Raw genomic sequence first — 19687 nt, 5'->3', positions numbered from 1 at the left:
ATGTCAGGATTTTTTAAGAATTTTCAGTTAGGATAATCAATTAATTCAATGATGTTCTCAACAAGAAATCAACCGTGTCTATGCCATCTGCATAATCATTTAAAGAAGGTTTTTGTGTATGCCCAAACGATATTTCATTCTCTATAAATCCGGATGATACGATACATTGAATTTTATCTTCTTCAGATTTTAACATGCTTTTTAATGAAGGTAAATCTTCGTAATATTCATAAAACAAAGAGGCGATAGGGGAGCCAAAGCTTTTTTCTTCCTTCAAAATCAAGAATCCGTTGTCTAAAATTTTGAACTCGCTCATCAAATAAACTGCTTTATTGTAATCATAATTGTTCGCGTATTTATTATGATTTATAATATCGCTATATGAAAACATAGCTTTGAAAAATATGTCAATGTCGTATCCTTTCGGAATATAAATTTTTGAGACACTTCTGCATCCTAGTCCAAAATATCTAAAAATATCTTCACCAAGAGCAGTTAGTTGTTCAGTAGTCTCATTGCCTGTTATAACGGCTACTGAATTTCGGTTCTTGCGTATGATATTCGGTTTTTTACCAAAATAATACTCAAAATAACGCGCGGTGTTATTGCTGCCTGTAGCAATAACAGCATCAAAATGCTCAAGCTTTTCTTTTGTAAATATGACCCTATCTTTAAAATGAGGTTCTATTTCTATTACATAATCAATAAGTAAAGGAATCAATTTTTGATCGTTGCTAGACAACTTTACCAAGGCTTTATTGCCAGTGACCAATACACATAGTAGGTCGTGAAACCCAACTAGGGGAATATTGCCCGCCATTATTAGTGCTACGGTCTTTTCATCGTTAGAATTAATATCATAATCATTTAACCAATGTTCCAAATTATTTTGGGTTAATACATTTGACCATTCTTGAAACGCATGAATACAGTTTTCTTCTGAAAACCAACCATTATAATGTTGTGCTCTTTCAGCTTCAGTTTTAAAGCGCTCGATCCATTTGTCATTTAAATGTTCAGAAACCGTGTTTGTTTCAATTAATTCACAAAATGTTCTTAGAAAATTTCCAAGTTTAACAAAAGCTTCTATACTAAGGTTGCTATGGGTCATTATATTTGTATACTAATTCACTAGGAATTACCTTTGTGCAAAAATAAGCATGCCCGTTCTTTTTTGGGCATTTTAATGAAGAAGAAATTATGGCAATAATAATAACAGACGAGTGTATAAATTGTGGGGCTTGTGAACCAGAATGTCCGAACACGGCAATTTATGAAGGTGCGGATGAATGGCGTTACAGTGATGGTACCTCTTTAAAAGGAGGTGTTGTATTGCCTAATGGTAAAGAAGTTGATGCCGATGAAGTTCAAGAGCCGATAAGTGATGAAGTTTATTATATCTCACCAGATAAATGTACTGAATGTGTGGGCTTCCATGAAGAGCCGCAGTGTGCTGCCGTTTGCCCTGTTGATTGTTGTGTGCCAGATGATGATCATGTAGAAACTGAAGAAGTGCTTTTGGCGAAGCAACGTTTTATGCACCCTGAATAGGGATATTCTTAGTTATTTTTCTACAGACATACACTTTAGTATCAAAAGCATATGTTTTTCTTTCTATGGTATGGAGTAGTTCGAAATTCGATAGCAATAAATTTGTTTGAATTTCTTGATGTGTGAAGGTTCTGAATATAGTAGAATCTTCACCTATTAGAATTTTGTTATTTTTGTTAGTGGCGTAGTATTTTGATTTCCAAGAGACTAAATGACTTTTGGTCGATTCGTATCTTTCCCAAACAGATTCTCTTTCAAAAGTTTTATTGTTGACGTTAGAATAATGAATTATTTTTTTATTCTTTAAAATGTATGGCATAAAATGCGCTGCATCTATACAGTCAAAAATGAAAATTCCATTATCTTGTAAAGCTTTGTGAACGGAATTAAAAGTGTTTTGAATATCTATATCTTCAATTAAATAACTTGTTGAACGTCCTGTAATAAGAATGGTACTGAACAGAGAGGTGAAATTTAATTTTCTCATATCACCTTGTACGAAGTTTCCTTTTTTGAATTTTGTTTTGGCAATTTCTAACATTGCCTCACTGTAATCTAAACCTGTGTAATTTAAAAAATCGTTCGTAAATGATTCAGATAGGTTACCTGAACCACATGCGATCTCTAAAATTGAGATGGCATTATGCGTTTTGCATAATGTTTTGTAGAAATCATACTCAGCTTTATAATCTATAAAACCTTGATAAATTTCATCGTATACCCAAGCGAGATTCTTTCCGTATAAATTATTCATGATGCAAAAAAAAAGCTACCTAAAAATAGGTAGCTTTTTGCAAATAAAACTAAATCAAACTAAAATTTATAATTCAATGATAAGTTGAACATTGTACCCAATTGGCTAAAATGATACCCATCATACGTCATTTGAGAGTAACGTTGGTTGAAAGTAATCAAGTTAGATTGGTTTTGTACCTGTGCTGGGTCAGCTAAAATAGCATTACCTGCAGCATTTTTAGACTGGAAACTCCATTCTGGAAGTACATTGAAAATGTTGTTTACGTTTAATGATAAAGTCAATTTATCACTAGCACTGTAGTTAATTCCTAAATCGGTAACCGTTTTTGGCGTAAACTCAGTGAATAAATTTTCATCTAAACCTTGTTGTTGGAACTTCGTTTTACCGAAATAAGTGTTATTCAAAGAAAAACCGAACTTGTTGATATCGTAGTTGATTCCAAAAATCCACTTTGTTATTGGACGAGAAGTGAATAATAAGGCAGCTTGTGTATCGTTAAATACAGATTGTCCAGAATTAGCTACCAATGGAATATCATTTACTTCACCGTCAAGCTCATTTTGAATCGTATAGTTACCCGATAAGTTCAAATCTAAAGTACCATTACCTAGTTCAAGACCTCTATACCCAAGAACAACATCAATACCAGAAGTTTTAGTATCTATAGCGTTAGAAAAGAAACTTACATCAGAAAGATTGTTTTGAGCCAAAAGAATATCTAAAGGATTAGCAGCATCGCCACTAGCACCGATTTCTGTACCAAGAACAATACGATCTTTTACCGCAATACTATAATAATCTAATGTATAGCTGAATTTATCTACTTTACCACCAAAACCTACTGTGAAGTTTTGAGAAGTTTCAGCGTCTAATGGATCGATACCTAATAATTTTGCTTGAGTAGAGGTATTGTTGATTAAACCACCCACTTGAATACCTTGACCAGGAATAAAGCTATACTGTGCTTTTTGAGTGTGGATTTGATGTAGCGTAGGAGCTCTGAAACCTGAAGAGATAGAACCTCTTAAAGTGAAAGCGTCGCTAAACTTGTAACGTGAGCTAAATTTGTAAACAAAAGCGTTACCAAAATCAGAATAGTTTTCTGATCTAATAGTACCACTTAATAAGAAAGCATCAGTTACATCATAATCTAAACTAAAGTATCCACCGATATTGTAACGGTTGAATTTACCAGAGTTTTGAGGTGCAGCACCTGCAAATGAATCGGCACCACCACCATCGTAAGATGCAAGCTCGCCTTCGATTACTTCAAATGTCTCCGTTCTAAACTCAGCACCAACACCAATACTAACTTTGTCAGAAAGTATTCTTGAAATATCGATGTTACCTACGTTGTGAGAGAATTTAGTTCCTCCTGGATCGAATGACTGCTGACTATTTTCTCTGTATAATTCTGACCCTTCAGAAATTTCACCGTCATCAACAGAACCATTTCCGTTAGCATCAATAAATACAGAAGGAGAGTAAACAACATTTCTGTTGTGTGATTGATTCACTTTATAAGTTTGTGAGTTTCCACCAGTAGTAAAACTAGCATCTAAATTCCAATCATTAATGATAGATTTAAAACCAACTGTTGCATTATAATCACTTAACAAACCTTCAAAAGTAGGAACATAACCGTCGTAACCACCAGCTGTATTTGGATTGTCACCAGGGAAGAAGTCTGCTAAATAAGGGAAATCATCAACAGTTCTCCAATAAGGAGTTCTGTAGTTTGCAAAACTATTTACAGATTTATATACATAAGCAGCATTACCATACAAACTAGTGTTCTCACTTAAATCGTAACCCATGTTCACAGAGAACTTTGCAGCGGCTGTTTCAGGAGATCCATTAATGTTATTTGCATCTGGGTTTCTGCTTAAAAACTCTTGTACGTCTGCAATATCTGCTCCAAAATCACCAGCCTCACCTGCAGCGTCAACAGTACCTGGTCTGTTGGCTAGGTTTACTTTAGAAAGATCAACTGTGTAGTTAATAAAACCTTTATCTTCTCCAATTGAAGAGCCATTGTTTATAGCAACACCGAACATTTCACCATCACCTTCAGATGTAATACCAGTTCTAATTGTTGCAGAACCGTCGTTTGGTGTATCTTTTAATATAATGTTCATTACACCTGCAATTGCATCAGAACCGTATTGAGCAGAAGCACCATCTCTTAGAATTTCAACTCTTTTGATAGCATCTGTTGGTATAGCAGAAATATCTGCACCCGTTTCACCACGACCTGGAGAGGTTTGCGTATAAAGTAGTGCACTTAGGTTCTTTCTTTTACCATTGATTAATATCAATGTTCTAGATGGTCCCATGTTTCTAATTTCATAAGGATCTAATAAAGAAGTCGCATCGTTTACCGGTGTTTGTACCGTATTAAAAGATGGAATTCTGTATTGTAACGCTTTGTCAAAAGTAACTTGACCTGTAGAAGTTAATTCTTTAACACCTACAACATCAACTGGTAACGGAGTGTCTGCATTACTTCTAGGTGCAGTACGTGATCCAACAACAATAAATTCATCTAGTTGCATACCTTCAGAAAGTTGTACGTTAATGGTTGTTTTACCAGCTGTAGAAACTTCTTGAGTGGCAAAACCAATATAACTAAATACTAATTTTGTATCATCGGTTACATTAATAGTGTAATTACCATCAAAATCTGAAGTAGTACCGTTTGTAGTACCTTTTTCAATAATGTTTACTCCTGCTAATGGCATTCCAGAGCTATCTGTAACATTACCAGAAATTGAATTCTGAATAACTTTATTAAGTGTTAAGGCGGTTATACCATTATTGTTTATGGTGTTAACCTTAAGAACTTTTGCTCTTTCTGGTTTTTTATGATAAACAACATAATATTTGTTACCTAGATATTCAAAATCGAAACTTGTTTTACGCTCCAATTTATTGATTATCTCATCTAATACCGGGAATTTATATTCCTCAGGATTTAAACTGGTAGTTGATACCAGCGTAGGGTTGTAAGTGAAAAACACTTCATGTTTTGCACTGATCTCACTAAGAAACTCGCTCAGAGTAACGTTTTCTTTAATTTCATTAGAAGCTTTCATGCTTATACTACTCGAAAAAAGTAGTACTGCAATCAGCATTCTCACTAGTTTGTTTGTTCTCATAAATAAATAGTTTAGTTAATAAATAGGGTTTTCTTGTACGCGTAAAATATTTCCTTTGTTAATAATTCTTGTTCCTGTAGCTTTTTCTATCGCGGCGATACATATTTTTAAATTCTGATTAGGAATACCACCTGAAATGGGTATTTCTTTTAACTCGTTAGATGAATATTGAACTTCTAGTCCGTAAGTAAGCTCAAGATTTGACATTACATCTTCAAGTGGTATTTCATTAAAAGCATATGTGCCACCTCTCCAAAGAGCATATGGGGTTTCTACATCGACTCTTTTATGAATTATTTTTTTGCTTTCTTTTGAAAATGATACCATTTCACCTGGAATCATTTTGGTAACCTCTCCATTTATAAACTCCAAATGAATAGATCCTTCATCTAATACTACATTTGTTTTTTGTTTTCTTGTATTTACATGAAATTGTGTACCTAATACTTCAACTTTTAGATCATTTGTTATTACCCAAAATTTTGCATTTGTACTAGGTATTGGTTTTACCTTAAAATATGCTTCTCCTTTTAAGTGTAATAATCTCGGATTTTCTTTATCATAAGATATTTCAGAATTACCATTAAGCACTACAGATGTGCCGTCGGGTAATTTTAAGTCAATGATTTCTCCGTAATTTGTTTTATGAACAGTTTGAGAATCATTGGTGTAGTATGAGTAGCTCGTCCAGCTAATCAATACTAGTAATACTGCAGCAGCTGCGGTTAGCAATGTGCTATGTGATTTGCGTTTGTTGGATGGTTTCTTATTTGAAACGGAGTCTAACCCTATTTTTGGTAAGATGCTTAAAAGTGCTTCGTTTACTTTCTCTTTACTAGGATATTCTTGGTTGAAGTTGATTCCGCTAATTATAGACTTCGCATTTTCTGCTGTCTCTACATATTCCGGATTATTTTGAATCCAATTATTCCAGTACGTGATATCGTTTTTATTGATACCTCGTGCCCAATTTTCGAATGATGCATCCGACAGGAAATAATTTAAATCGAATTTGTTTTTGTTGTCCATTTAGTAAGGTCTTCCATATATAAGAGATTTAATTCTCAAAAATATACCCTACTACAGTTAACTTTTTTTCAAAATATTTTTAATCTGTTGATTTTCAGATGATTTGCGAAGTTTAATTAATGCCTTTTGTAGTACATTTAAAACGCTTTGGTAGTTCATGTCCATTACTTCTGCAATGTCAGAGCTACTCATTCCGCTATAATATTTTAAATACAACACCTCTTTTTGTCTTGGAGATAGGTTGTTTATAAGGTGTGCTAGGGTAGAAGTACATAGAAATTGTATCTCTTGGTGAATAGATATTTCTTCTGCTGAAAATGTAAAATTTGTTTTAAATAGTTGTGCTTCTGATATTGGCAGGTTTTTTTGGTTTTTTTGTAGTTGCTTTACCAGCCTTCTTTTGAAAGATACAAATAGGTATGCCTTTAAATTCTTAATGTTGGTTTCTTTTTCTCTTTCCTCAAAAAGTTGAATAAAAAAGTTTTGAAGGCAATCTTCGGTTATTTCTTGATTGTTGCTAAGCTTTAAGCCGTACACATGTAATTGTGGATAATACTTTTTGAAAAGGAGACTAAAAGCATTCGTCTCGCCTTTTTTAAAGAAGTACCATATTGTTTCATCTGAATGAAGTTCCATAAATTCTCATGAGTTCTACTGCCAAAGTAAGAAATAATTCTTAAAATATGTTAAAAAGTATCATTTTAACTATCGTCGGTCTAAAAAATTTGAATTTTAAATAAATATATAGTATAAAACTATGTTCTATTAATCATTGAAAATTCAATAGAGAATGTTGAAGTAAAAACTATATTTTTGCACCCTCGAAATATTAGTAATTATGAAAGCAGGTATCGTAGGATTGCCAAACGTAGGTAAATCAACACTTTTTAATTGTTTGTCTAATGCAAAGGCGCAGAGTGCAAATTTTCCGTTTTGTACAATTGAACCTAATATAGGTGTAGTAAATGTGCCAGATTCACGTTTAGAAAAATTAGAGGAATTGGTGAATCCAGAAAGAGTTTTGCCTGCTACGGTTGAAATCGTTGATATTGCCGGACTGGTAAAAGGTGCAAGTAAAGGGGAAGGATTAGGGAATCAATTCTTAGGAAATATTCGTGAGACCGATGCCATTTTGCATGTATTACGTTGTTTTGATAATGATAATATTGTGCACGTCGATGGTAGTGTTGATCCTATTAGAGATAAAGAAACTATAGATATGGAGCTTCAATTGAAAGATTTGGAGACCGTTGACAAGAAATTAGAGAAAGTTAAAAGAGCTGCTAGAACAGGTAATAAAGATGCTCAAAAAGAGGAAGCAGTATTACTAGCTGTAAAAACAGGTCTAGAAACAGGTACTTCTGTTAGGGCCATTAAAATCGATGATGAATCGAGACTTGAATTTGTAAAGCCGCTACAGTTTATTACAGATAAACCGGTAATGTATGTTTGTAATGTTGATGAAGATGCTGCAGTTACTGGTAATACTTATGTTGATAAAGTGAAAGAAATGGTAGCTGCTGAAAATGCAGAAGTTATTTTCTTAGCCGTTGGTACCGAAGCTGATATTACCGAGTTGGAGACATACGAAGAGCGCCAAATGTTTTTAGAAGATTTGGGCTTAGAAGAGCCTGGTTCTGCTAAACTAATTCGCGGAGCATATAAATTATTAAATTTAGAAACTTACTTTACGGCAGGTGTTAAAGAAGTTCGTGCTTGGACAATACCTGTTGGTGCAACTGCACCTCAGGCAGCAGGTGTTATACACACCGATTTTGAAAAAGGTTTTATTAGGGCAGAAGTTATTGCTTATAACGACTATGTAACTTTTGGTAGTGAAGCAAAAGTTAAAGAAGCTGGTAAAATGAAAGTGGAGGGTAAAGAGTACATCGTTAAAGATGGCGATGTAATGCACTTCCGTTTTAACGTTTAATATTCATAAATAGTCAACCGATTTCTTAGCAGTCTTACTTCTTGTTCTAATCGGTTGACTTTTTCTAACATATGGTTTAAAGTATCTATACCTTCCATATTAATACCCAGATCTTTTCGCAATCTATATATACGCTCTATTTCTGAGATAAAGTGCGATTGAACGTATATCTTATTTTCAATTTGTTGTACCTCGATCATTTCAAACTCTAAAAGGTCATCTATAAATTCTAATGGCGTTTGTGTTTGTTCGCAGTACAATTCTATCTGTATATAATTTTCTGAATCCATATTATCGTAATTCTGAAAGTTGTTTGAATAATTCTTTTTCTTTATCTGTAAGATTGGTTGGCATGGTCACTTTATAAGTAATATATAAATCTCCATGCGCTCCCTTTTTTTTATAAACAGGCATACCTTTTCCTTTTAACTTGACTTTCGTGTCGTTTTGGGTTTCTGGTTTTACGTTAAGTTTCACTTTGCCTGTCAACGTTTCTACTTCAATTGGACTGCCTAATATGGCGTCATATATAGAGATAGATTCATTTTTGTACAAATCGTTCTTTACTCTTTGAAAGTTGGTGTTATTGTTAATTTCAAAGGTCAGGTATAGGTCTCCTTTTGGTCCGCCATTTACGCCTTCGCCTCCGTAGCCAGAAATTTTTATAGTTTGACCGTCTTCGACACCGGCAGGTATGGTTATTCTAATCTTTTTAGTACCTAAATCAAGTGTTTGTTTTTGATCTTCAAGAACGTCAAGCAAGTTCAGCTTTAGCGTTGCATTTAAATCTTGACCCTTAAACTGTGCCGTTCTCTGTCTGCCGCCTCCACTAAAACCTCCGCCAGCACCGCCGAACATTGATTCAAAGAAGTCTGAAAAATCTTGATTTCCTCCTCCAGAACCAGAATAACTTCTTCTACCACCACTTGATGAGCTGCGTTGATTTCTCTTGGCTTCTTCAAAAGCATCGGCATGTTCCCAATCTTTACCATATTGGTCGTACTTTTTTCTTTTTTCAGGATCGCTTAAAACTTCGTTCGCTTCGTTTATGCGTTGAAATTTTTCGTGAGCTGTTTTGTCATTCGGATTTAAGTCTGGATGAAGTTTGCGTGCCAATTTTCGATAAGCCTTTTTAATATCGGCTTGAGAAGCTTTCTTGTCAATTTCAAGAATTTTGTAATAATCAATAAATTCCATAGCTGTTCAAAATCTATTTTAAAGATATGAAAAGGATAAAATTAAACTATGATACATGTCATCATTTAAGTTATGATTTTTAGTGATTATTATTGTTTAAGTGTAGATGTATATCTGGTGTTAACTTGTAGCTATCAACAAACACGCATCTTTTATTGTTAATTACTTTAACAGTAAGGTGTTTTATCTTTTGCCGAGTGGTGCTATCTTTAGCGCAACTTTCATAAACTTTTTTAAATGTCTCAAGACAATACCCAATATACAGAAGATAATATACGCTCGCTCGATTGGAAAGAACATATCCGATTACGACCTGGTATGTATATCGGTAAATTGGGCGATGGTTCATCTGCTGATGATGGTATCTATATTCTGCTGAAAGAGGTAATTGATAACTGTATCGATGAATTTGTTATGGGTGCAGGTAAGACTATAGAAATATCTATTAAAGATAAAGTGGTCAAGGTTCGAGATTATGGTCGTGGTATACCGCTTGGTAAAGTGGTCGATGTGGTTTCTAAAATGAATACCGGTGGTAAGTACGATAGCCGGGCATTTAAAAAATCGGTAGGTTTAAATGGTGTTGGTACCAAAGCGGTCAATGCATTGTCTAGCTTTTTTGAAGTACAGTCTTCTCGAGATAATCAATTAAAAACGGCACAGTTTAGTTCTGGTAACCTTGAAAATGAAGTAGGACCAGAAGAAACGAGCAAAAGAAAAGGTACTAAGGTTACCTTTATACCTGATGAGACCATTTTTAAAAATTATAAATATAGAAATGAGTATGTGGAACGCATGCTTAAAAACTATGTGTACCTAAATCCGGGATTGACGATAGTTTTTAACGGAGAGAAATTTTATTCTGAAAACGGATTAAAAGATCTTTTGGAGGATAATAATAATGTTGACGATATGCTCTATCCTGTTATTCATTTAAAAGGGGAGGATATTGAGATTGCCATTACACATAGTAAAACACAATATAGCGAAGAGTATCATTCTTTTGTGAATGGGCAGCATACAACGCATGGTGGTACGCACCAAGCAGCATTTAGAGAGGCGATTGTGAAAACCATACGTGATTTTTATGGTAAGGCTTACGACGCTTCTGATATTAGAAAATCTATAATTTCGGCAATTGCTATAAAAGTGATGGAGCCCATTTTTGAAAGTCAAACAAAAACAAAACTTGGTTCTACTGAAATGGGAGGTACTCTCCCAAGCGTGCGTAGCTATATCAATGATTTTATTGGTAAATATTTAGATAACTATCTTCATAAGAATACCGATACCGCAGATATGCTTCAGCGAAAAATTATGATGGCCGAGAAAGAGCGTAAAGAACTTTCAGGTATTCGTAAATTAGCGCGCGACAGGGCTAAGAAAGCTAGTCTCCATAATAAAAAGCTTAGAGATTGTAGGGTTCATTTAGGTGATATTAAACATGATCGTCGTTTAGAAAGTTCATTGTTTATTACCGAGGGAGATTCTGCTTCTGGATCTATAACCAAATCTAGAGATGTAAATACACAAGCCGTATTCAGTTTGAAAGGTAAACCCCTGAATTCGTATGGCATGTCTAAAAAGATTGTGTACGAAAATGAAGAGTTTAATCTGTTACAGGCTGCTTTGAATATTGAAGAGTCTATAGAAGATTTGCGCTATAATAATATTATAATCGCTACCGATGCCGATGTTGATGGAATGCATATTCGCCTATTACTGATTACCTTCTTTTTACAATTCTTTCCTGAGTTGATCAAAGAAAATCATCTTTATATTTTACAGACTCCTCTATTTAGGGTTCGAAATAAAAAGGAAACGATTTATTGTTATAGCGATGAAGAGCGCCAACATGCCATTAATAAATTAACTGGCAAACCAGAAATAACTCGATTTAAGGGTCTAGGAGAGATTTCGCCAGATGAGTTTAGACACTTCATTGGTGAAGATATAAGGCTAGAACCTATTATGCTTGATAAGGCAATGTCTATTGAAGAACTGTTGAGTTTTTATATGGGAAAAAACACTCCCGATAGACAAAAATTTATTATCGATAACCTTAAAGTAGAAGTTGATTTAATTAAAGATAAAGTAGTATAAACTAGATTAATACGATTGCTTCTGAATGGAGGAAAATGAAGATTTGAACGAAGAAATAAACGAAAACCTTTCTGAAGAGAATACCGATAATATAGATACTTCTGATGCATTGACGAGAGTGTCTGGCATGTATAAAGATTGGTTCTTAGATTACGCTTCTTATGTAATATTAGAACGGGCCGTACCTGCTATAGAAGACGGATTCAAACCTGTGCAACGACGTATCATGCATTCTTTGAAGGAGCTCGATGATGGTAGATATAATAAAGTGGCCAATGTTGTAGGGCATACCATGCAGTATCACCCACATGGTGATGCCAGTATTGCTGACGCCATGGTGCAAATTGGTCAAAAAGACCTTTTAATAGATACGCAGGGTAACTGGGGTAACATTCTTACAGGAGATAGAGCTGCTGCTTCTAGGTATATCGAGGCCAGACTTTCTAAATTCGCTTTAGAAGTTGTTTTTAGCCCTAAAATTACCGAGTGGCAAATGTCTTATGATGGCAGAAAAAAAGAGCCTGTAAATTTACCGGTAAAGTTTCCCTTATTATTGGCACAAGGTGCAGAAGGTATTGCAGTTGGCTTATCCACGAAAGTGCTATCACATAATTTTATTGAGCTTATTGATGCTTCTATAAAGCATTTAAAAGGACAACGATTTAAGATTTATCCAGATTTTCCGACTGCCGGTATTATAGATGTAACAAATTATAATGACGGACTCAGAGGTGGTAAAATAAGGGTTCGTGCAAAGATATCTCAGTTAGATAAAAATACCTTAGTAATCAATGAAATACCTTACGGTACTAATACTGGTACTTTAATAGATTCTATTCTTAAGGCTAACGATAAGGGTAAGATAAAAATTAAGAAAATTGAGGATAATACCGCGGCTGATGTTGAGATATTGATTCATCTTCCTTCAGGTATTTCACCAGATAGAACTATCGATGCGCTATATGCATTTACCGCTTGTGAGTCTTCTATTTCTCCGCTAGGCTGTATTATTGAAGATAACAAACCTTTGTTTATAGGGGTTACAGAAATGCTTAGAAGGTCTACGGACTCTACAGTGGAATTATTGAAGCAAGAGCTGGAAATTCAACTTAAAGAGTTAGAAGAGCAATGGCACTTTGCTTCACTTGAAAGAATTTTTATTGAAAACCGTATCTATCGAGATATTGAGGAAGAGGAAACTTGGGAAGGTGTAATAGCTGCTATCGATAAGGGTTTGGCGCCATTTACTAAGCACTTAAAGCGAACTGTTACCGAAGATGATATTACCAGGCTTACAGAAATACGTATAAAAAGAATTTCAAAATTCGATTTAGATAAGGCGCAGCAGTATTTAGAAAGTTTGCAAGAGCGTATTGCAGAGGTGAAGCATCATCTTGCCAATCTTATTGAGTTTGCGATAAACTACTTTAAAAATCTTAAAGAAACCTATGGTAAAGATCGTGGTAGATTAACAGAAATACGAGTTTTCGATGATATAGAGGCCACTAAAGTTGCTATTAGAAATACTAAACTCTATGTAAACAGAGATGAGGGTTTTGTCGGTACTTCTTTAAAGAAAGATGAATATGTTACCGATTGTAGCGATATAGATGATATAATTGTCATTACTAGCGAAGGTCAAATGATGGTTTCAAAGGTTGATTCCAAAATTTTTGTGGGTAAGGGTATTATTCATGTTGCTGTTTTTAAGAAAAAAGATAAGCGTACTACATATAATTTGGTTTATAAAGACGGTAAAGGCGGTCCCACTTATATAAAGCGCTTTAACGTTACCAGTATCACCAGAGATCGGGTTTATGATTTAACGACTGGTAAAGCTGGTTCTCAAATATTATATTTCACTGCCAACCCTAATGGTGAAGCTGAAGTGATAACTGTTTTACTTCGTCAGGTTGGTAGTATTAAGAAGTTGAAATGGGATATTGATTTTTCTGATGTACTTATTAAAGGAAGAGCGTCTAAAGGAAATATTGTTACCAAGTATTCTGTTAAGCGAATAGAATTGAAAGAGAAAGGGGTTTCTACTCTTAAACCTAGAAAAATTTGGTTCGATGACGTTGTGCGTAGGTTAAATGTTGATGGAAGAGGAGAATTGCTTGGAGAATTTAGGGGAGATGATTTAATACTAGTGATCAATCAGAAAGGAATAGCTAAAACATTTCTTCCCGTATTGACCTCTCATTTTGATGATGACATGATTGTGTTAGAAAAATGGATTCCAGAAAAACCTATTTCTGCTATTTACTGGGAAGGAGAAAAGGAACGTTTTTATGTAAAAAGATTCTTGATAGAAAACGAAAATAAAGAGGAGTTGTTTGTTTCCGAACATCCGAAATCATATTTAGAACTTGTCTCTACGGACTGGAAACCTATGGTTGAAATTGAATTTCCAAAGCCAAGAGGTAAAGAAGCTAAAGATAATGAATCTGTTGATATTGAAGATTTTATATCGATTAAGGGTATTAAAGCTTTAGGTAACCAATTTGTTACTGAAAAGGTTAAAAATATTAATCTTTTAGATCCACTGCCTTATGAGCCAGAGGTGCCTGAAGAAATTGAAGATATTGAAGTGGTAGATGAAGAAGATGTTGCATCTAATGATAATGATGAGAGTTCAAAAGGGGGTGAAGGCAATTCTAATGACGGACCTACATTGTTCGATTAATTTTAATTATGAAGAATTTTTTTAAGGAGTTTAAAAATTTTGCCGTAAAAGGTAATATGATAGATTTGGCTGTTGGTATCATTATAGGTACTGCATTTAACAAGGTAGTAAGTACTATTGTTTCTGCTATTATTATGCCGCCACTTTCTTTATTGACCGATGATGTCAATTTGTCTAACAAGAAATGGATTCTAAGAGAAGCAACTGGTTCTGCTGAAGAAGTTGCATTAGGTTATGGTGAACTTATAGAGTCGCTAATAGATTTTGGTATCATTGCCTTTACCATTTTTGTAATGGTAAAATTTATAAATAGGTTTAAAGAGAAGTCAGAAGACCCTGCGAATAAAGAAGTAGAAACTCCAAAAAATATAGCCTTGCTTTCTAGTATGGAGAAACTTTTACAAGAGCAAAATGCCATTCTTAAAAGTAAAAAGTAATCAAACTGTTTAATAATTGAGTTGTCTTATTCTATAATAGAAAGTTAAGATTAGACAATTTTAAAGAATAATTGCTTTTATAACTACCTTTACAAAAATTTTGAATTAATGGATTTTACCAACCCGCTGGTATATGGTGCACCAGCATTTATAGCCTTTATTTTATTAGAATTAACCTACAGCAAAACTCATGGAGACGATGATCTTTATGATTGGAAAGATTTTGCAGCCAGTAGTGTAATGGGTATTGGCTCTGCCATTATAGGTCCGTTACTGAAAGTCGTTTTATTGGTTGTTCTTTTTGAATATGCTTATGAGTTTTTTAACCCAATGGTCGATGGTGTGCGAACAAACATTATGGGGTATAAGTCTTTTGACTATGCTTGGTATGTTTGGTTGCTTTGTCAATTAGCAGATGATTTCACCTACTATTGGTTTCACAGAGCGAATCATGAAATACGGATTTTATGGGCTGCGCACATCGTGCACCACTCCTCAGATAACTTTAACTTAGGTACTGCTATTCGTAATGGCTGGTTTACTTTGTTGTACAAGCCTTTTTTCTATGTTTGGATGCCAATTATTGGTTTCCCTGTTGAAATGGTTGTAGTATGTTTAGCGATTGAGTCGTTTTGGCAATTTCAATTGCATTCTCAATATGTTCCAAAAATGGGCTTTATCGAAAAAATATTCAACACCCACACAATGCATCAAGTGCACCACGCACAGAATGTGGAGTACCTGGATAAGAATCATGGTGGATTCCTTAACTTTTTTGATAAAATATTTGGTACTTGGAAAGAGTATGATGAAGATATTGATGTGAAATTTGGTGTAATACATGCTCCTAATTCTAATAACCCTATCGTTATTTTAACTCATGAGTTTAAAGATATTTGGGCAGATACCAAGAAGTCTAAAAAAATAAGTGATAAGCTGATGTATATTTTCGGACCTCCAGGATGGAGTCATGATGGTAGTACAATGACAGTAAAGCAGCAACAGCGATTATTCGAAGAACAAAAGCAAGCTAATCCTGGTGTTACCTTCGACAGACCAAATTAGTGCTTTAAATAGGCTTAAAACATAAGCTTAATTAGTACTTAAACAATAATTTAAAATCGAAATAGTCCGCATGAAGCAACTGCTTCATGCGGACTATTTCGATTTTCGCTAATAGCTGAATCTTATTCGCTAGATATTATAGCCTAACTTTTAATCTTTTATTTCCTCAGTCGTATTCTTGTTCTTTTTCATTCTTAGATCAAAGAACTCGACCATTAATGAAAATGCAATTGAGAAGTACAAGTAGCCTTTAGGTATGGTGCCTACCTCATTGCCGAAGACTATTAAATGGCATAAATGTGCAGACTCCGCAATGAGCATAAAACCTATTAATATTAAAAACGACAGTCCTAATATTTGAATAGATGGGTGCCTGTTTACAAACTCTCCGACGGGGTTTGCAAAAACCATCATAATAACGACAGAGATAACCACTGCAACTATCATAAGAACAAGTGCGTCGTTTGGGTTAGGTGAAATGCCGTTAGTCATTCCTATGGCAGTTAAAATAGAATCAAACGAGAAAACTATATTTATAACTGTTATTTGAAGTATAGCATTAGTTAATGAGGTTGATCTAGCTTTCTTTACTTCTCGCTCGTCGTGACCTTTGTCTTCTACTTTTTCGTGAATTTCTTTTGTGCTTTTATATAACAAGAACAGACCGCCAAGAAATAGAATAACACCTTGCCCGCTTATACCGCCAGTAATCCAGTCGCTATCGAATACCCAAAAAGGTTTTTTCATAGATGTTAGCAGTGAAATACCAAAAAGTAATACAATACGCATGACCATGGCTAGGACCAAGCCTAAATTGGTCGCCTTTTTTCTTTGCGATGGTTCGAGTTTACCTGCAGCGATAGATATGAAAATAATATTATCAATACCTAGAACGATTTCTAAAAACGTTAAGGTTAATAGGGCAATCCAAGCATCTGGACTAGAGAAAATTTCAAACATGGTTGGTTTGTGGGTTAGTTAGTTAGTTAGTTAGTTAGTTTTATGGCAGTTCCGGTTTTAACTATCAATTGCTTATTCGGGTCTTTTACGGCACTTTTATATTGAAAAGTATATGAAGAATCTGTTGTACTAATTATTTTGTATTGGATAGCGTTTTTACTGCGTATGTCTTGCAAAACAAATTCGCAGTCATTAAACCATCGAACGGTCGCGCTATCGATTTTATTTTCATAATAATCTACACTGTAATCTTCAGTTCTTATGAATTTGCCTTCTTTTAGAGTGTCACCAATCTCATAGGTGAACCTAAAAGATCCTGTTTTATATTTTTCGCAATCACGTTCAGGTTGGTAGCATGAGCAAAGAATAACGCATAGAATAACGGTAAAAGATATTTTTTTCATCATGTTGCAAAATAATGAAAATAGGAGTGAAGTGGCATTAAAATAGTAAAGAATAATTCGAAGTATAGTGTTACTTAAAACTCTGTGTAGGTTTTAAATGTACCATCGGTATAGAACATAACTATTCGATCTAGTTTTTTTATAGTGTCCATATTTTTACCTTTTTTCTTAATAACTTCTACAGGGCGAAGGTTCGTGTTTTCTGTTCTCGGGAAGGTTCCTTTTTCGTATAAAAGCCATTGAAGATCTACTTCAGTAAATGCTTCGTCGATTTTCATAATAAACTCTAAACTCGGTTTATTTCTGCCACTTAGTATATGTGAAATGCTAGATCTTTGCACGGCAATTAAATCTGCAAACGCTGCAGCTGATAATTCGTTGTGCGCTAAAATTTTTTTTAATCTTGAAATAAAAGATGTGGTATCTAACATGTTTACAAAGTTAATACATTCTTTAAATTTTTATTTATAATAGTGTTTAATATGGTTACTGTAATAGGCAATTTTCTAGATTATGTATTTATATAAGATATGTTAAAATACTGATAAACAATAATTTAAGATATATTTTAAATAATAAGTTAAAATTGTAAATTTTTAAAAGCGAAATAATGTATTTGATAGGTTATAAAGTTTACAATTGTAAACAAATGCTGTAGTATTTTTACATCTTATTAAAGTTTAGTGACAATGAAAGATTTGGATTATAATAAGATTAGAGTAGCTACAATTTCTGGGCGGTATATTACCTATGACCATATCAACGAATTTTTGTCTTCGTTACCTGATATATTTGTGATTAAAATAGAAGGAGAATCTGTAAGAAAAGAATCGATAAAAAGCATCACATTTGGTGACGGACCAAAGAAGATTTTAATGTGGTCTCAAATGCATGGTAATGAATCTACGACCACTAAAGCTGTAGTTGATTTGCTAAGTTATTTTAATCAAGATAGTACTGATGTTTTAAAACTTGTTGAAAAATGTACTGTAAAGATTATCCCAATTTTGAATCCGGATGGGGCTCGAGATTATACAAGAGTAAATGCCAATAAAATTGATCTCAATAGAGATGCTCAAAATTTATCTCAACCAGAAAGTCGCATCTTAAAAAAAGTGTATGAAAATTTTCAGCCACACTTTTGTTTCAACTTACATGATCAGCGAACCATATTTAATGTAGGTGAAACGAATAAACCAGCAACTGTTTCATTTTTGGCACCTGCTTTTGATCAAGAACGCAATAATTCGCCATCTCGAAAAATGAGTATGAAGTTGATTGCCGCAATGAACAGTAAGCTTCAAAAAGAGATTCCTGGACAAATAGGAAGGTATGATGACGGGTTTAATGAGAATTGTGTTGGTGATGCCTTTCAAATGAAGAATACCCCAACCGTATTATTTGAAGCTGGTCATTATGAAAATGATTACGAGAGAGATATAACAAGAAAATTTATTTATAAGGCGATTTTAAAAGGCATTAAAACTATAGTTGATGATAGTTTAGATGAATTTACGATTGATCAGTACGTGTCTATACCTGAAAATGGAAAACAATTTGTAGATATTGTAGTAGAAAATACCGATTATGAAAGTAATTATTTAACCAAAAGTAAAATTTCACCTATACAATTTAAAGAGGTCTTGATTTTTGGTAAGGTGGAGTTTAAACCAGAACTACATATATTCGAAAAAAAACCTTCGGAGTTTTTTGGACATAAAACATTGAATTGCAATGATGCAAATGATATGTTATGGCTAAAAGAAAATGAATTACTGAGTCTGTTATCGTGATATTTTTTGTCTTATTTCTTTAAAAATGTAATATTGTTTACGTTTTCATTAAATAAAATCAAGTTTCAATGAATTTAATGCGATAATTTTTTATTTTTGGCAAAAATTTTACAACTATGGGCAAAGTCAAATTAGACGAAATAGACCACCAAATTCTGGATATGTTGATTGACAACACCAGAACACCTTTTACTGATATTGCAAAAAAACTTCTTATCTCAGCTGGTACAGTTCATGTAAGAGTTAAGAAAATGGAAGAAGCGGGAATCATTAAAGGTTCATCACTTACATTAGATTACGTAAAGCTTGGTTATGCTTTCATCGCTTATGTTGGTATTTTTCTTGAGAAAACACACCAAACTAAATTCGTGCTTGAGCGTTTAAATCAAATTCCGAACGTTACTATCGCACATATAACTACAGGTAAATTTAATATTTTCTGTAAAATAAGAGCTAAGGATACTACACATGCTAAAAATATTATCTTTAAAATAGATGATATTGATGGTATTAGTAGAACCGAAACGATGATTTCATTAGAAGAAAGTTTTAATGATAAGAAGCGTTTAATGCATACTATTTTTAATGAGTTATAAATAAGAGATATTTAACTA

The 19687-nt window shown here is 33.8% G+C and carries 18 protein-coding genes; 8 read left to right on the top strand and 10 right to left on the bottom strand.

The window, feature by feature from the left end; translation table 11 throughout:
• Window positions 1-40: 40 nt before the first annotated feature.
• The gene (locus ACEN2N_RS16565) at window positions 41-1111 is read right to left on the bottom strand and encodes an acyl-CoA reductase (protein WP_441825356.1); all 1071 of its coding nucleotides are present in this window, start codon (window positions 1109-1111) and stop codon (window positions 41-43) included.
• An 89-nt stretch (window positions 1112-1200) separates the two neighbouring features.
• On the opposite strand from ACEN2N_RS16565, the gene ACEN2N_RS16560 reads away from it, so the two are divergent.
• Window positions 1201-1551, top strand: coding sequence for a 4Fe-4S dicluster domain-containing protein (locus tag ACEN2N_RS16560; protein WP_027066886.1), 351 nt, complete (start codon window positions 1201-1203; stop codon window positions 1549-1551).
• Here the strand turns inward: ACEN2N_RS16560 and ACEN2N_RS16555 are convergent.
• The 4 genes from ACEN2N_RS16555 to ACEN2N_RS16540 are packed head-to-tail and all read right to left on the bottom strand — an operon-like array spanning window position 1535 to window position 7131.
• Window positions 1535-2305: a class I SAM-dependent DNA methyltransferase gene (locus ACEN2N_RS16555; RefSeq protein ID WP_441825355.1), complete on the bottom strand. Its 771-nt coding sequence runs from the start codon at window positions 2303-2305 to the stop codon at window positions 1535-1537. The genes ACEN2N_RS16560 and ACEN2N_RS16555 overlap by 17 nt on opposite strands.
• A 59-nt stretch (window positions 2306-2364) precedes the next feature.
• Window positions 2365-5466: a TonB-dependent receptor gene (locus tag ACEN2N_RS16550; protein ID WP_441825354.1), complete on the bottom strand. Its 3102-nt coding sequence runs from the start codon at window positions 5464-5466 to the stop codon at window positions 2365-2367.
• Between the two features lie 15 nt (window positions 5467-5481).
• Window positions 5482-6495: a FecR family protein gene (locus ACEN2N_RS16545; protein WP_441825353.1), complete on the bottom strand. Its 1014-nt coding sequence runs from the start codon at window positions 6493-6495 to the stop codon at window positions 5482-5484.
• Window positions 6496-6552: 57 nt separating this feature from the next.
• Window positions 6553-7131: an RNA polymerase sigma factor gene (locus tag ACEN2N_RS16540; RefSeq protein WP_441825352.1), complete on the bottom strand. Its 579-nt coding sequence runs from the start codon at window positions 7129-7131 to the stop codon at window positions 6553-6555.
• Between the two features lie 202 nt (window positions 7132-7333).
• On the opposite strand from ACEN2N_RS16540, the gene ychF reads away from it, so the two are divergent.
• Window positions 7334-8428 (top strand): redox-regulated ATPase YchF, encoded by a 1095-nt coding sequence (ychF, locus tag ACEN2N_RS16535; protein ID WP_441825351.1) that lies wholly within the window; start codon window positions 7334-7336, stop codon window positions 8426-8428.
• On the opposite strand, the gene ACEN2N_RS16530 is transcribed toward ychF, so the two are convergent.
• Both ACEN2N_RS16530 and ACEN2N_RS16525 read right to left on the bottom strand, forming a co-directional pair.
• Window positions 8425-8718 carry a chaperone modulator CbpM gene (locus ACEN2N_RS16530; RefSeq protein WP_441825350.1) on the bottom strand — a complete coding sequence of 98 codons (294 nt, stop codon included), beginning with the start codon at window positions 8716-8718 and terminating at the stop codon, window positions 8425-8427. The two genes, ychF and ACEN2N_RS16530, sit on opposite strands and share 4 nt — an antisense overlap.
• A gap of 1 nt (window position 8719) precedes the next feature.
• Window positions 8720-9625 carry a DnaJ C-terminal domain-containing protein gene (locus ACEN2N_RS16525; RefSeq protein WP_441825349.1) on the bottom strand — a complete coding sequence of 302 codons (906 nt, stop codon included), beginning with the start codon at window positions 9623-9625 and terminating at the stop codon, window positions 8720-8722.
• A 237-nt stretch (window positions 9626-9862) separates the two neighbouring features.
• On the opposite strand from ACEN2N_RS16525, the gene ACEN2N_RS16520 reads away from it, so the two are divergent.
• The 4 genes from ACEN2N_RS16520 to ACEN2N_RS16505 all read left to right on the top strand — a co-directional run bounded on the left by ACEN2N_RS16520 (window position 9863) and on the right by ACEN2N_RS16505 (window position 15916).
• Window positions 9863-11728: a DNA topoisomerase IV subunit B gene (locus ACEN2N_RS16520; protein WP_441825348.1), complete on the top strand. Its 1866-nt coding sequence runs from the start codon at window positions 9863-9865 to the stop codon at window positions 11726-11728.
• Window positions 11729-11753: 25 nt separating this feature from the next.
• Window positions 11754-14414 (top strand): DNA gyrase/topoisomerase IV subunit A, encoded by a 2661-nt coding sequence (locus tag ACEN2N_RS16515; RefSeq protein ID WP_441825347.1) that lies wholly within the window; start codon window positions 11754-11756, stop codon window positions 14412-14414.
• A gap of 8 nt (window positions 14415-14422) precedes the next feature.
• A complete protein-coding gene (mscL, locus tag ACEN2N_RS16510) occupies window positions 14423-14851 on the top strand; it encodes a large-conductance mechanosensitive channel protein MscL (protein WP_441825346.1) in 429 nt (142 codons plus the stop codon).
• 108 nt (window positions 14852-14959) lie between these two features.
• Window positions 14960-15916, top strand: a complete 957-nt coding sequence (locus ACEN2N_RS16505) for a sterol desaturase family protein (protein ID WP_441825345.1) — start codon at window positions 14960-14962, stop codon at window positions 15914-15916.
• Window positions 15917-16066: 150 nt separating this feature from the next.
• On the opposite strand, the gene ACEN2N_RS16500 is transcribed toward ACEN2N_RS16505, so the two are convergent.
• The 3 genes from ACEN2N_RS16500 to ACEN2N_RS16490 all read right to left on the bottom strand — a co-directional run bounded on the left by ACEN2N_RS16500 (window position 16067) and on the right by ACEN2N_RS16490 (window position 17711).
• A complete protein-coding gene (locus ACEN2N_RS16500; protein WP_441825344.1) occupies window positions 16067-16876 on the bottom strand; it encodes a TerC family protein in 810 nt (269 codons plus the stop codon).
• A 26-nt stretch (window positions 16877-16902) separates the two neighbouring features.
• Window positions 16903-17283, bottom strand: coding sequence for a hypothetical protein (locus tag ACEN2N_RS16495; RefSeq protein ID WP_441825343.1), 381 nt, complete (start codon window positions 17281-17283; stop codon window positions 16903-16905).
• A 71-nt stretch (window positions 17284-17354) separates the two neighbouring features.
• Window positions 17355-17711, bottom strand: a complete 357-nt coding sequence (locus tag ACEN2N_RS16490) for a helix-turn-helix transcriptional regulator (RefSeq protein ID WP_441825342.1) — start codon at window positions 17709-17711, stop codon at window positions 17355-17357.
• 258 nt (window positions 17712-17969) lie between these two features.
• On the opposite strand from ACEN2N_RS16490, the gene ACEN2N_RS16485 reads away from it, so the two are divergent.
• Both ACEN2N_RS16485 and ACEN2N_RS16480 read left to right on the top strand, forming a co-directional pair.
• Window positions 17970-19073 carry a M14 family metallopeptidase gene (locus tag ACEN2N_RS16485; protein ID WP_441825341.1) on the top strand — a complete coding sequence of 368 codons (1104 nt, stop codon included), beginning with the start codon at window positions 17970-17972 and terminating at the stop codon, window positions 19071-19073.
• A gap of 116 nt (window positions 19074-19189) precedes the next feature.
• Window positions 19190-19669, top strand: coding sequence for an Lrp/AsnC family transcriptional regulator (locus ACEN2N_RS16480; protein WP_027066901.1), 480 nt, complete (start codon window positions 19190-19192; stop codon window positions 19667-19669).
• Window positions 19670-19687 lie beyond the last annotated feature (18 nt).

It is taken from the genome of Maribacter spongiicola (genome assembly GCF_052119685.1).
GTDB lineage: Bacteria > Bacteroidota > Bacteroidia > Flavobacteriales > Flavobacteriaceae > Maribacter > Maribacter spongiicola_A.
This window is presented reverse-complemented; position numbering and strand designations above follow the sequence as displayed.